A 13,026-nucleotide genomic window follows, 5' to 3' on the forward strand; every position below is an offset into this window, starting at 1 on the left:
TCAGTCGTGCCGGGGGATTCCCGAGACTTCGTGGTCGGCGTGGAAGAGCGCCTCGTTGATCACAGCGCGTACGTGCGCGTCGCGGGCCCGGTACAGCACGCGGCGGCCCTCGCGACGGGTCTGGACCAGCCCGGCCAGGCGGAGCTTGGCCAGGTGCTGGGAGACCGACGGCCGGGCCACTCCGATGGCCGTGGCCAGGGAGCCGACGTCGTACTCGCCGGTCGTGAGCAACCACATCAGCCGCAGCCGGGTCGCGTCGCTGAGCATGCGGAAGGCGGCGACGGCGGCTTCCACCTGCGCGCTTGTCGGTTGTTCCTGCGCAGGGGTCGCACCTGATCCGTTGTCGCGTGCATACATGGATACATATAATCCGGGCAAACGGGTCGATGGCAAGTGAGGCAGGCCAATGGCGCAGCTCGATCCCCCGCAGCACGGTCACGGACATGGTCACGGTCACAGTCACAGTCACAGTCACGGTCAGGGGCACGTGGGGCGCGGCAGCGGGGTGCGGGCGCTGGCGGCCAGGCTCGGCCACGCCTTCACCCCGCACAGTCATGACAGCGCCGGCAAGACCGACAGTGCGCTGGAGTCCAGCAGCAAGGGCATGCGGGTGCTGGGCATCTCGTTCGCCGTGCTCATGGTCACCGCAGCGCTCCAGGCGGTCATCGTGGCCTGGTCGGGTTCGGTGGCGCTGCTGGGCGACACGCTGCACAACGTCGCCGACGCGCTGACGGCCGTGCCGCTGGCGATCGCGTTCTGGGTGGGGCGGCGGGCGGCCACGCGCCGGTTCACCTACGGCTACGGCCGGGCCGAGGATCTGGCCGGGATCGTCATCGTGATGCTGATCGCCGCTTCGGCGGGGCTGGCCGGCTACGAGGCCGTCAGGCGGCTGGTCGATCCGCAGGACGTACGGGCGCTGGGACTGGTGGCGGTGGCCGGGGTGGTCGGTTTCGTGGGCAACGAGTGGGTGGCCCGTTACCGGATCAGGGTCGGCCGCGAGATCGGCTCGGCGGCGCTGGTGGCCGACGGTCTGCACGCGCGCACCGACGGTTTCACCTCGCTGGCGGTGCTGCTGAGCGCGGGCGGTACGGCGCTCGGGTTCGCGCCGGCCGACCCCGTCGTCGGTCTGCTGATCACGGTGGCGATCCTGTTCGTGCTGCGCGACGCGGCCCGTGAGATCTACCACCGGCTGATGGACGCCGTCGACCCCGATCTCGTGGCCGAGGCCGAGCGCATCCTGGCCGGTGTGCCGGGGGTGGCGCGGGTGGGGGCGGTACGGCTGCGCTGGATCGGGCACGCGCTGCGGGCCGAGGTGGAGATCTCGGTACGGCACGACGCGTCGCTGATCGAGGCGCACGCGGTGGCGGTGGAGGCCGAGCACCGGCTGATCCACGAGCTGCCGAGGCTGCGTGCGGCGACGGTGCACGCCGATCCCGACGGCCCGGCCGGCGCCGATCACCACGCCGTGCTCGCCACGCACCGGTAGCGCCCCGGCAGGTGGCCCCGGACGACGCCCTGCGGGGTGACGTGTTGACCTTCACATGGATGTGACCCCTTAGCGTCACCGGTGATCGCACGAAGACGTGAGGGGAGACGACATGGCAGGCGCAGTGATCATCGGGGCCGGTCCGGGGATCGGGCAGGCGGTGGCGCGACGGTTCGCCCGGGAGGGGCTGCCGATCGCCCTGATCGCACGCGGCGACCGGACCCTGCGTGCCGCGGCCGAGGCGGTCAGGTCCCACGAGGTGCCGGTCGTCACGGCGGCGGCGGACAGCACCGATCAGGACGCGTTGGGCGCCGCACTCGACAAGGCCGTCCAGGAGCACGGCGTGCCCGACGTCGTCGTGTACAACGCGGCGATCATCCAGGCCGACGCGCCGGGGGAGTTGTCGGTGCGCGGCCACATGGAGGCGTGGGCGGTCAACGTGATCGGCGCGCTCAACGCCGCCGCCCACCTCGCGCCCGCCATGGCGGCCCGCGGCGGCGGAACGTTCCTCATCACCGGCGGCATGCCCGAGCCCAAGCCCCGGTACGTGAGCCTCTCGCTGGGCAAGGCAGGGGTCAGGACACTGGTCGCGCTGCTGGACGTGGAGTACGGGCCGTCCGGCGTCCACGTGGCGAGCATCACCGTGGCCGGGCCGGTCGCCCCGGGGACCGACTTCGACCCCGACGACATCGCCGAACACTACTGGCGGCTGCACACGCAACCGCGGCACCGGTGGGAGCGAGAGGCCCTGCACGCCGGCGGCTCCCGGTGACCGGCTCCGCGGCCGCCGGCGTTCTGGCCGAGCTGCTGCACCGCTGGCGGCAGGCCTTCGACGCGCACCGCCCGAGCGAGATGATCGCACTGTTCAGCGGCGACGCGCTCTTCCAGGGGATCGAACCCGAACTCCGCCGTGGACGGGAGCAGATCTCCGACTACTACGCCCGGGTGCCGGCGGGGGTGACGGCGCGGGCCACGGTGCTGTCCGCCGGCTGGCTGGAGCGGGGGATCGTGCACGGGTTCGCGGACCTGACCTTCACCGCCCCGGCCGGTGACACGCATCCGGTGCGCCTGTCCGTCGTGGCCGGGCAGGAGGCGGACAGGTGGCTGATCCGGCACTATCACGCCGCCAGCCGACGATGACGGACGGCCACGGGGCGGCTACCGGGCGAGGATGCTGATGCCGAGCATGCGGGCGCCGGTCTCGGTGCGCGGGCGGTGCGTGCTTCCGGGCGCGAACACCACGTAGCTGCCCGGCCCGAGGCGCTGCCCACGGTCGATGAACTCTCCCGACACCACGTAGTAGCGTTCCTCGCCGTCGTGCACGTCCACCTCGGGCCACTCGGTCCCCGGGGCGAAGTCGTACATCCACCCGCGCGCCCACTCCGTGGCCGGCAGGCGCCGGCGGACGATCCCGGGGACGACCTCCACCGGCTCGACCTCGTCAACGTGCAGGATCTGAACATCTGCGGACTCTTGCGTCATGGACCCCATCGTCGCGGTGCCGGCCGTAGCGGCCCAGTGTCTGGATTGACGTCTACAGGTACTTTTGTGCCATGGGTGCTCATCGGGTGGTCGCCTTGGTGCTGCCGCCGCAGTCCACGTTCGAGCTGGCGTGCGCCGCCGAGGTCTTCGGCGTGAGCCGGCCCGGCCTGCCCGCCCGGTACGCGTTCGGCGTCTGCGCGGAGCGGCCGGGCGCCGTGGCGACCCTGGCGGGCTACGACATGGTGGTCGGCCAGGGGCTGTCCGCGCTGGAGGCCGCGGACACGGTGGTGATCCCCGGCTGGCAACGCCCCGAGCGGCCCGTCCCGCCCGCCGTGCTCGACGCGGTGCGGCAGGCCCACCGGCGCGGCGCCCGCATCGTCGCGATCTGCTCCGGCGCCTTCCTCCTCGCGCAGGCTGGACTGCTGGACCACCGCAGGGCGACCACCCACTGGCGGATGGTCGCCGAACTCGCCGCCCGCTTCCCCGACGTCCAGGTCGAGCCCGACACGCTGTACATCGACCTGGGCGACATCGCCACCAGCGCCGGCACCGCCGCCGGCATCGACCTGTGCCTGCACCTGGCCCGCACCGACCACGGCGCCGCCCACGCCGCGCAGATCGCCCGGCACATGGTCATGCCGCCGCACCGGGAGGGCGGGCAACTGCAGTACGCCGCTCCGCCGCCCGCCGACCACCCGCCGGAGTCGCTGGCGCCCCTCCTCGACTGGGCCGTCGAACGGCTGCACGAGCCGCTCACCGTCGGCGACCTCGCCGTACAGGCCGGGATCTCTCCTCGAACGCTCGCCCGCCGGTTCGCCGACCAGTTCGGCGTCGCCCCCGGCCGCTGGCTGCTCCAGCAGCGCGTCATGGCGGCCCGAGCCCTGCTGGAGGAGACGGACCTCCCCGTGGAGACGATCGCGGCCAGGGTCGGGCTGTCGTCGGCCGCCAACCTGCGCAGACGCTTCCACGCCATGGTGCGCACCACGCCCGCCGCCTACCGCCGCTCGTTCGGCGCCGGCCCTCATCTCGGCCGAGCCCCGGGAGGCGGGCCGAGCCGGGCGCGCGGGTAGCGGATCGCGGATCGCCCGAGCCCTTCCACGCTCCGACCCACCAGGAATAACCGGCATCCCGGCAGGACTTGGCCCCAGATATGACCGCCACACCGTTCAACCCACGCGCGCTGCTCGCGGAAAGCCGGCTCGGCGTCCTCGCCACGATCAAGTCGGACGGCCGCCCCCAGCTTTCCCCCGTCATGCCCTGCTACGACCAGGAGGCCGATGTCGTCTACGTGTCGATGAACGAGGGGGCGGCCAAGACGGCGAATCTGCGCCGGGACCCGCGAGCCGCGCTGGAGGTCACCAGCCCCGACGGCTGGGCGTGGGCCACCGCCGAGGGCACGGCGACGCTCACCGGGCCGGGAACCGACCCGCACGGCCCCGAGGTCGAGGCGCTGGTGGAGTACTACCGCCTCGCCGCGGGGGAGCACCCGGACTGGGACGAGTACCGGTCGGTGATGGTGTCCGACCGCAGGGTGCTGATGACGATGACGGTCGACCACGTGTACGGCGCCAGGATCGGCTGACGGCGAGGAGCCGGCGGACGAGGTTGACCTTGTCACTGATGTGAAGCCCTAGCGTCAGGTCCAGCGGTGCGGTCCCGGACGTCGCGGCCGGGATCCGCTCCTTCGCACATCCGACCTGTCCCGCCTGGAGTGACACGTGACCTCTTTCGCCGTGCAACGCAGTGGCCGGCCGACGACCGCCGACGAACTGGCGCCGCTCGCCTTCGCGGGCTACGCCCACTTCACCGCCATGCAGGTCCGCGGCGGCCGGATCCGGGGCCTCGACCTGCATCTGGAACGGCTGCGGTACGCCTCGACGGAGCTGTTCGGTGAGGCGGTGCCCGACGACCGGGTACGGGCCCTGCTCCGGGCGGCGCTGGAGGCCGGTCCGGCCGACCTGTCGCTGACGGCCACGGTGTACTCCACCGCGGGCGAGTTCACCGTGGCCGGGCCTGACGCGGAGGTCGAGGTGCTGGTCCGCACCGGACCGGCCGCGTCCGGCCCGCGGGGACCGCTGGCGCTGGCCGCGGTCGCGTACGAACGAGTCCTGCCGGCCGTGAAGCACGTGGGCGAGGTGGCCAAGACGTACTTCCTCCGCCAGGCCGTGGAGCAGGGCTTCGACGACGCCGCCTTCGTCGACCGGCGGGGCCGGCTCACGGAGGGGTCGATCTGGAACCTGGCCTTCTGGGACGGCGACGCGGTGGTCTGGCCCGAGGGCGAGCTGCTGGGCGGGACCACGATGGGGATCGTCCGCCGGCAGCTCGACCGCCTCGGCGTCCCCCAGCGCGTCGAGGAGGTCACGCTCGCCGACCTGCCGGCGCTGGCGGGGGCCGTGGTCATGAACTCGTGGACACCGGGAGTGGCGGTGCACCGGGTCGGCTCGGTGTCCCTGCCCGAGGCGCCGTCCTTCCTGGCGGTGCTGCACCAGGCGTACGAGGCCGAACCGCCGACCTCACCGTGACCGGCCGGCCGGGGAGGGCCGCACCCGGAGCAGCGCCGCCGCCCAGCCGGGCAGCCACCAGTTCCAGCGGCCCATCATCGCCACCACGGCCGGGACCAGCACGCCGCGGATGAGCGTGGCGTCCAGCAGGATGCCCAGCGCCAGGCCGCTGGCGAACACCTTGACGTCCAGTTCGGGGGTCATGGCCAGGGCGGCGAAGGAGACGAACAGGATCAGCGCCGCCGAGGTGACCAGCCGCCCGGTGCGGCCGATGCCCTCGATCACCGCCTCGTCCGTGCTGCCGCACCGGTCGTACTCCTCGCGCATGCGGGCCAGGGTGAACACCTCGTAGTCCATGCTGAGGCCGTACAGGAACGCGAAGATCGTCAAGGGTACGAACTCGCCGATCGAGCCGGTGGGCTGGATGTCCAGCAGCTCGCGGGTGCCCCAGCCCCACTGCCACAGCAGCACCATCGCGCCCAGCACCGCGCCCAGGGAGAGCAGGTTGAGCGCGATCGCCTTCAGTGGCAGCAGCACCGACCGGAAGGCCCGCGCCAGCATGATGAACGTGACCAGCGCGATCAGAGCGAGCATCCAGGGGAAGGCGCCGTAGGCGTGGGCCTGGAAGTCCATGCTCTGCGCGGCGTTGCCGCCGACCCGCACGGTGTCCGGCACGGCCTCGCGCAGCCGCGTGATCGTCGCCTCCCCTTCGGGGGTGCCGTTCTCGGCCACGGGCAGCACCGACACGACCGCCGTCCCCTGCCGCCGCCAGGCCGCGCTGTCGGGCGCGAGGACGGTGGCGACGCCCTCGACCGCCCTGATCCGCCGGACCGTGGCGGCGGGGTCGCCGGTGACCAGGACGTCGATGGGCGTGATGGCGCCCGCCGGGACGCCGGCGCTCCGCAGCGCCGTCAGACCCTGGTGGCCGGCGCCGGTGCTCAGCAGGTGACGGCTCTCCGGCAGCCCCAGGTTGACGTCCAGGCCGATCAGGGTCAACGCCACCAGCAGGCCGCCGGACGCCAGCGCGGCCGGCCGGCGCAGCCGTACCACTCCACGGGCCCAGGCCGACCAGGCCCGCCCGGCCCTGGCCTCGCGGCGGAAGCGCGGACTGCTCGCGCTGTCCGGGCGGCGGCGGTCCAGCCGCTGCCCGGACAGCGCGAGCAGGACCGGCAGGACCGTCAGCGTCACGGCCACGCTCACGCCCGCGATGATCATCCCGGCGAGGCCCAGGCTGCGCAGGAACGGCACCGGCAGCACGACCATGGTCACCAGCCCGACGGCCACCGCGACGCCGCTGAACAGCACCGCCCGCCCGGCGCCCGCCATGGCGCGGTGCACAGCCTCGTCGCCGCGGTGGCCGTTGGCCTGTTCCTCCCGCCATCGGGCCACCAGCAGCAGCGAGTAGTCCACGGCGATGCCCAGTCCCAGCAGCGGCATGGTGGTCAGCGCCACGTCGTGGACCGTCGTCACCAGCGTGAGCAGCAGGATGGCGACGAACGACACGAAGACGGCCAGTGCGGAGATCAGGATCGGGACGAAGGCCAGCAGCGAGCGGAACACCAGCACCAGCACGACCACCGCGGCCAGCACCCCGACGCCGATCTTGGCGGGCACGTCCACCCCGCCCGCGTCCACACTGGGCGCCAGCGTGTCGAGGCCCGTCACGTGCACCGTGCTGCCGGGCGGCAGGTGCGGGCGCATCGCCGCCACGATGACGGGGCTCTCGTCCGGCGTCTCGCCCAGCCCGCCGCCGGGCGGGCTGCCGTCGCTGTAGGTGCCGGGGAACACCAGCCCGAACGTGGTGCGCCCGTCCGAGCCGACCAGGCGCGGGTCACCGGTGTCGGCGTAGGAGACCACGCGGGCCTGGGGCAGTGCGGCCGAGACGGCGGCGAACGCCCGGCCGATCGCGTCCTCGGCGCCCTGGGCGCCCTGTCCCACCGGCAGCACGACGACGGGGACGAACGGCCGCTGGTACCCGCCGTTGCCGTAGACCTTGACGATCTCCTGGTTGGCGTCGAACGCCGGCATTCCCGGATGGGCGTACTCCTCCGCCAGGCGCTGGATCGCGAGGGGGGTCGCGCCCATGCCGGCGAGGAAGGCCACCAGGGCCAGCAGTGTGATCATGCCCTTGCGCCGCAGCACGAAGGCGGACAGTCTCTCCATGGCGGACCAGTGGAGCAAGACGATCTTCAGCCGCGCTGTGCCCGGTCTGGGAGCGGGGTGTGAATCGCGATTCACAGAGTTCTCCAAGAACTCCGGAAGATCGGGTGGGCGAGACTGGACGGGTGACCAGGATCCTCGTCGTGGACGACGAACCCTATCTGGCCGATCTCGTCGCCACCGCCCTGCGGTACGAGGGATTCGAGACGGCGATCGCCGCCTCCGCGGCCGCGGCGATCTCGGCGACCGAGACCTTCGGCCCCGACCTGATCGTCCTGGACGTGATGCTGCCGGACCTGCCGGGGATCGAGGCCTGCCGCCGGATCCGCGCGTCAGGCTCGGAGGTCCCGGTCGTCTTCCTGACCGCGCTGGACGCGACCGAGGACAAGATCAGCGGCCTGACCGTGGGCGGCGACGACTACGTGACCAAGCCGTTCAGCCTGGAGGAGCTGATAGCCCGGGTCCGCGCCGTCCTGCGCAGGACCAGGCGGGCCGAGCCGGGCGACGGCACGCTCGCCTTCGCCGGCCTCGTCGTCGACGAGGACGCCTACGAGGTGCGGCGGGCGGGCGTCCTGCTGGACCTCACCCCGACGGAGTTCAAGCTGCTGCGCTTCCTGCTCGCCAACGCGGGCAAGGTCATGTCCAAGGGGCAGATCCTCGACCACGTCTGGAACTACGACTTCGGCGGCAACGACGGGGTCGTCCAGACGTACATCAGCTACCTGCGCCGCAAGGTGGACTTCATGGACCCGCCGCTCATCCACACCGTGCCCCGCGTCGGGTACGTCCTGCGCAGGCCCAAGGAGCGATGATGTCCCTGCGCATCCGCCTCGTCCTGACGGTCGTCGGCCTGCTGGCCGTCGCCGTGACGCTGGTCGCGGGGGCGACGTTCGGCGCCGTCCAGGACTGGCGCGGCCCCGGCGACTCCCGGCTGCTGGCCCTGACCGGCGAGCGGCAGCTGGTGGCCGCCGCCGACGAGCTGACCGAGCGGATCGCCTTCGTCATGATCGGTACGACGGGATTCACGCTGGCCGGGCTCACACTGCTCGCCGCGCATCTCATCCGCCGCGGGCTGCGGCCGCTGGACCGGATCGTGGAGACGGCGGCGGCCATCGGTGACGGTGACCTGGGCCGCCGCGTCGAGACGGCGCCGCCCGACACCGAGGTGGGCCGCCTCGGGGCCGCGCTCAACGCGATGCTCGGCCAGATCGAGAGCGCCTTCCGCGAGCGCGAGGCGTCGGAGGACCGGCTGCGGCGCTTCATCGCCGACGCCTCCCACGAACTGCGCACCCCGATGGCCACGATCCGGGGCTACGCCGAGTTGTTCCGCCGGGGGGCCGCGATCCGGCAGGACGACCTGGCGAAGACCATGCGCCGGATCGAGGCGGAGGCCACCAGGATGGGTTCGCTGGTGGACGAGATGCTCCTGCTGGCCCGCCTGGACCAGGGCCGCCCGCTGGACCGCGAGCCGGTGGACCTGACGGTGCTGGTGACCGACGCGGTCGCCGACACGCTCGCGATCGAGCCGGACCGGCCGCTGTCGCTGGACTGCGACGCGCCGGTGGTGGTGCTGGGCGACGTGGCCAGACTCCGTCAGGCGGTGGGCAACCTGCTGGTCAACGTGCTCGACCACACCCCACCCGGCACCGCCGCCCGGGTCCGGGTCGAGGCCCGCGCCGGGCACGCGGTGGTCGAGGTGGCCGACGAGGGGCCCGGCCTGCCGCCGGACCAGCGTGCCCTGGTGTTCGAGCGCTTCCACCGTGGCCGGCAGGGGCGTGGTGACGGGGAGCGCAGGCCGGGGGCGGGCCTCGGCCTGGCCATCGTGGCGGCGGTGGCCGCCGCGCACGGCGGTGACGTGACCGTCACCTCCGAGCCGGGCCGGGGCGCCGCCTTCGGCATGCGCCTGCCCGCGCATCCCTGAAGCGTGCCTGCCCGCGCATACTGAAGGACGACCTGACCGCCCTTCTCCCGGCGGCCGAACCGGTCCTCGGCCCCGTCCTGCCGTGGTCCAGCGGGCGCTCGCCGGGGGGGCCGGGGGTCAGGCGAACGGCTGGGCGATCTGGGCGAGAGCCTCGTCGGCGAGTTCGCGCAGCGTGCGCGTCTCATCCTCGGCGCACCACCACTGCGTGGCGACGCGCAGGGCGGTCAGGAACGCGACGGTGATCATCTCGGGGCTGGGGTCGCCCTCCCGGAGCCGTTCGGCCACCGCCTGGCTCAGCTCGCTCTCCAGCCTGACCCTGCTGGCGAACTGCCTGGCCATCAGGGAGGGGTGGCGCATGGCCAGCCGGGTGCGCATGAGCAGCGCGCGGTCGGTGCTGCCGAACTCCGCGTAGAGGTCATGCAGCGCGCCGTGCAGCGACTGCCAGGCGGACCGGCCCGCCGGCTGTTCGCGCACGCGCTGCACCAGGCCGCGCAGCCGTTGCTCGTCGCCGTACAGGAGGGCGTCTTCCTTGCCGTCGAAGTAGTTGGAGAACGTCCGCCGGGAGATGTTGGCGGCGTCGGCGATGGCTTCGACTGTGACGTTGTCCAGGCCGTGCTCGATGACGAGGCGTAGCGCGGCCTCGTGCACCGCCTGGCGGGTCTCGGCCTTCTTGCGCTCACGCAACCCTGCTGTGCTGTCCATGATGCGGCTCAGCTTACCCAACGGGAATACATGCCCAATGCGCAAACTTGCTCAATGGGCATGTAGGGTGTCCGGGTTGTAGTTGTTCCTCACCCATCGGAGGTTGCGCGTGAGCGCACAGCCGGCAGCGCCACCCGCGGCGGAGCCGATGCCCCACCGGCAGATCCTCGAAGCACTCAGCGGTCTGTTGCTCGTCCTGTTCGTCGCGATGATCAGCGCCACCGTCGTCTCGGTCGCGCTCCCGCAGATCATCGGCGCGCTCGACGGCAGCCAGTCCCAGTACACGTGGGTCGTCACCGCGTCACTGCTGGCCTCGACCGCCTCGACGCCCATCTGGGGCAAGCTCGCCGATCTGTTCGACAAGAAGCTGCTGCTCCAGATCGCCATCGTGATCTTCATGGTCAGCTCGCTGGCCTGCGGCTTCGCCCAGGACACCGGCCAGCTCATCGCCTTCCGCGCCGTGCAGGGCCTCGGCATGGGAGCCCTGCAGATCCTCGCGCAGGTCATCATCGCCGCGATGATCAGCCCCAAGGAGCGCGGACGGTACAACGGCTACCTCGGCGCCGTCATGGCCGTCGCCACGGTCGGCGGCCCGCTTCTCGGCGGCCTCATCGCGGACACCTCCTGGCTCGGCTGGCGCTGGTGCTTCTTCATCGCCGTGCCGATCACCATCGCCGCCTTCGCGCTGCTGGCCAAGACGCTGCACCTGCCGACCGGGCGCCGCCAGAACGTGAGCATCGACTACTGGGGCGCCACCCTCATCGCCGCGGGCGTCAGCGTCCTGCTCATCTGGGTCACCTTCGTCGGCAACGACTTCGACTGGCTGTCCTGGCAGACCGCGGCCATGGCCGGCGGCGGCGTGCTGCTGCTCGCGCTGGCGACCTGGGTGGAGTCCAAGGTGCGGGAGCCGGTCGTGCCGCTGCACGTCATCCGCCGCCGTACCCCGGCCCTGGCCATCCTGGCCAGCCTCGCGGTGGGCATGGCGATGTTCGGCGGCTCGGTCTTCCTCGGCCAGTACTTCCAGATCGGCCGCGGCTACGGCCCCACCGCCGCGGGCCTGCTGACCATCCCCATGATGGTCGGCGTGCTCTTCTCCTCCACCATCAGCGGCCGGATGGTGTCCAGGAGCGGCCGCACCAAGTCGTACATCATCGTCGGCCTGGTCGTCCTGCTGGCGGGCTTCGCCGGACTGGCCACGATCGACCACCGGACCTCGATGGTGCTGGTCTCGGCGTACATGCTCGCCGTCGGCGTCGGCGTCGGCATGTCCATGCAGAACCTCGTCCTGGTCATCCAGAACACCGTCCCGCTCCGCGAGATCGGCGCCGCCAGTGGCGCGGTCACCTTCTTCCGCTCGCTCGGCGGCACCGTGGGCGTCTCGGTGCTCGGCGCCATCCTGGCCAACCGCGTCGCCGCCGACATCGTGGACGGCCTGGCCAGGGCCGGCATCCCCACGGGCGGCGCCGGCCCGGCGGCCGGCAGCAGCCTGAACCTCGCGGCCCTGCCGGAGCCAGTCCGGCTGATCGTCAGGGAGGCCTACGGCGACGCCACCGGCCACATCTTCCTCGTCTCGACCGCGATCGCCGTCGTCGGTCTCATCGCCGCGGCGTTCCTCAAGCCCGACACGCTGCGCGACAGCCTCGACCTGCCCGAGGAGACCGCCGGGCGGGGGGCCGCCACCCCGGCGTGACGAGACCCGCGGGGCGCGGGTTCAGGACGGTCCGTTGCCCGGTGCGCCGGCCGGGCTGGCGGCGCGGAGTTCCATGACCTCGGCCGTCAGTTGGGCGGAACGCAGGCGGTCCGCCACGGTGGTCGCCTGGTGCGCCACGATGAGCTCGTCGGCGTCGGCGCGCGCCGCGAAGCCGGCGAGATAGTCCCTGACGGCCGGGGGTGTGCCGAGGGCGGTGTAGCGGAGGTTGTGGTGGACGAGCCGGCCCTGGGGTGAGGCGAGGATCTGGTCGGCCTGCTCGTCGGTGTAGGGGTGGTCGCGCCCGAGGAGCATCCGGACCCACTGCCGCTTGAGCGTCTGGTGCTGCTCCTGCGCCTTGGCGTCGGTGTCCGCGGCGATGACGTTGACGGCGGCGATGACGTAGGGCCGATCGAGCTGGTCGGAGGGCTGGAACTCGCGCCGGTAGACCGCGACGGCCTCCTCCAGGGCGTCCGGCGCGAAGTGGGAGGCGAACGCGTACGGCAGCCCGAGCGCCGCCGCGAGCTGGGCGCCGAACAGCGAGGATCCGAGGATGTAGAGCGGGACGCCGGTGCCCTTGCCGGGTGTGGCGTCGACGCCCGGGATCAGGCTCTGCCCGGCGAGGTAGCCGCGCAGTTCCTGCACGTCCTGGGGGAAGGCGTCGGCGGAGTGCGCGTTGCGGCGCAGGGCGCGCAGCGTCTTCTGGTCGGTGCCGGGCGCCCGGCCGAGGCCGAGGTCGATCCGGCCCGGGTGCAGCGTCTCCAGAGTGCCGAACTGCTCGGCGATCGTCAGTGGGGCGTGGTTCGGGAGCATGATGCCGCCCGAGCCGAGGCGGATGGTGTTCGTGTGGGCCGCGACGTGGGCGATGAGCACGCTGGTGGCCGAGGAGGCGATCCGGGAGGTGTTGTGGTGCTCGGCGTACCAGACCCGCCGGTATCCGTGGGTCTCGGCGAGCTGGGCGAGTGCCACGCTTCCCTGCAGGCTCTGCGCGGCCGTCTCGCCGGGGCCGATGATGGCCAGGTCGAGGATGGAGAGGGGAAGGGTCACTGGTTCGGGGCCTTTCGCAGCGGTGTGATGGAGGCCTGTC

14 protein-coding genes are annotated in these 13,026 nt (G+C 72.5%); 9 read left to right on the forward strand and 5 right to left on the reverse strand.

Annotated elements, in window-relative coordinates; genetic code table 11:
* On the reverse strand, positions 1 to 294 hold the full coding sequence (locus FHU36_RS32290; RefSeq protein WP_312891996.1) for an ArsR/SmtB family transcription factor: 294 nt from the start codon (positions 292 to 294) through the stop codon (positions 1 to 3).
* A gap of 193 nt (positions 295 to 487) precedes the next feature.
* Between FHU36_RS32290 and FHU36_RS32295 the strand changes: the two genes are divergently transcribed.
* The 3 genes from FHU36_RS32295 (at position 488) to FHU36_RS32305 (ending at position 2,626) form a co-directional block, all read left to right on the forward strand.
* The gene (locus FHU36_RS32295; RefSeq protein ID WP_312891997.1) at positions 488 to 1,486 is read left to right on the forward strand and encodes a cation diffusion facilitator family transporter; all 999 of its coding nucleotides are present in this window, start codon (positions 488 to 490) and stop codon (positions 1,484 to 1,486) included.
* Between the two features lie 112 nt (positions 1,487 to 1,598).
* A complete protein-coding gene (locus FHU36_RS32300) occupies positions 1,599 to 2,258 on the forward strand; it encodes an SDR family NAD(P)-dependent oxidoreductase (protein WP_185087891.1) in 660 nt (219 codons plus the stop codon).
* Positions 2,255 to 2,626 (forward strand): YybH family protein, encoded by a 372-nt coding sequence (locus FHU36_RS32305; RefSeq protein ID WP_185087892.1) that lies wholly within the window; start codon positions 2,255 to 2,257, stop codon positions 2,624 to 2,626. The genes FHU36_RS32300 and FHU36_RS32305 overlap by 4 nt, the downstream gene beginning before the upstream one ends.
* 18 nt (positions 2,627 to 2,644) lie before the next feature.
* Here the strand turns inward: FHU36_RS32305 and FHU36_RS32310 are convergent, their stop codons facing one another.
* A complete protein-coding gene (locus FHU36_RS32310) occupies positions 2,645 to 2,968 on the reverse strand; it encodes a cupin domain-containing protein (protein WP_185087893.1) in 324 nt (107 codons plus the stop codon).
* Positions 2,969 to 3,039: 71 nt separating this feature from the next.
* Here FHU36_RS32310 and FHU36_RS32315 point away from each other — a divergent pair, with 71 nt between their 5' ends.
* The 3 genes from FHU36_RS32315 (at position 3,040) to FHU36_RS32325 (ending at position 5,490) form a co-directional block, all read left to right on the forward strand.
* Positions 3,040 to 4,038, forward strand: coding sequence for a helix-turn-helix domain-containing protein (locus FHU36_RS32315; protein WP_185087894.1), 999 nt, complete (start codon positions 3,040 to 3,042; stop codon positions 4,036 to 4,038).
* Positions 4,039 to 4,118: 80 nt separating this feature from the next.
* The gene (locus tag FHU36_RS32320) at positions 4,119 to 4,550 is read left to right on the forward strand and encodes a PPOX class F420-dependent oxidoreductase (protein WP_185087895.1); all 432 of its coding nucleotides are present in this window, start codon (positions 4,119 to 4,121) and stop codon (positions 4,548 to 4,550) included.
* Positions 4,551 to 4,686: 136 nt separating this feature from the next.
* Positions 4,687 to 5,490 carry an aminotransferase class IV family protein gene (locus tag FHU36_RS32325; RefSeq protein WP_185087896.1) on the forward strand — a complete coding sequence of 268 codons (804 nt, stop codon included), beginning with the start codon at positions 4,687 to 4,689 and terminating at the stop codon, positions 5,488 to 5,490.
* Here the strand turns inward: FHU36_RS32325 and FHU36_RS32330 are convergent.
* Positions 5,482 to 7,632, reverse strand: coding sequence for an MMPL family transporter (locus FHU36_RS32330; RefSeq protein WP_185087897.1), 2,151 nt, complete (start codon positions 7,630 to 7,632; stop codon positions 5,482 to 5,484). The two genes, FHU36_RS32325 and FHU36_RS32330, sit on opposite strands and share 9 nt — an antisense overlap.
* Before the next feature lie 122 nt (positions 7,633 to 7,754).
* On the opposite strand from FHU36_RS32330, the gene FHU36_RS32335 reads away from it, so the two are divergent.
* Together FHU36_RS32335 and FHU36_RS32340 are read left to right on the forward strand one after the other, a co-directional pair.
* Positions 7,755 to 8,441, forward strand: a complete 687-nt coding sequence (locus FHU36_RS32335) for a response regulator transcription factor (protein ID WP_185087898.1) — start codon at positions 7,755 to 7,757, stop codon at positions 8,439 to 8,441.
* Positions 8,438 to 9,550 carry a sensor histidine kinase gene (locus FHU36_RS32340; protein WP_221497054.1) on the forward strand — a complete coding sequence of 371 codons (1,113 nt, stop codon included), beginning with the start codon at positions 8,438 to 8,440 and terminating at the stop codon, positions 9,548 to 9,550. Before FHU36_RS32335 ends, FHU36_RS32340 begins: the two co-directional genes overlap by 4 nt.
* Positions 9,551 to 9,667: 117 nt before the next feature.
* On the opposite strand, the gene FHU36_RS32345 is transcribed toward FHU36_RS32340, so the two are convergent.
* Positions 9,668 to 10,252 (reverse strand): TetR/AcrR family transcriptional regulator, encoded by a 585-nt coding sequence (locus FHU36_RS32345; protein ID WP_185087899.1) that lies wholly within the window; start codon positions 10,250 to 10,252, stop codon positions 9,668 to 9,670.
* Positions 10,253 to 10,400: 148 nt separating this feature from the next.
* On the opposite strand from FHU36_RS32345, the gene FHU36_RS32350 reads away from it, so the two are divergent.
* Positions 10,401 to 11,942 carry an MDR family MFS transporter gene (locus FHU36_RS32350; RefSeq protein WP_185088853.1) on the forward strand — a complete coding sequence of 514 codons (1,542 nt, stop codon included), beginning with the start codon at positions 10,401 to 10,403 and terminating at the stop codon, positions 11,940 to 11,942.
* Between the two features lie 21 nt (positions 11,943 to 11,963).
* Here FHU36_RS32350 and FHU36_RS32355 read toward each other — a convergent pair whose 3' ends face one another.
* On the reverse strand, positions 11,964 to 12,986 hold the full coding sequence (locus FHU36_RS32355) for an LLM class flavin-dependent oxidoreductase (protein WP_185087900.1): 1,023 nt from the start codon (positions 12,984 to 12,986) through the stop codon (positions 11,964 to 11,966).
* Positions 12,987 to 13,026 lie beyond the last annotated feature (40 nt).

The sequence above is a fragment of the Nonomuraea muscovyensis genome (genome assembly GCF_014207745.1).
In the GTDB taxonomy this organism is placed as follows: Bacteria; Actinomycetota; Actinomycetes; order Streptosporangiales; family Streptosporangiaceae; genus Nonomuraea; species Nonomuraea muscovyensis.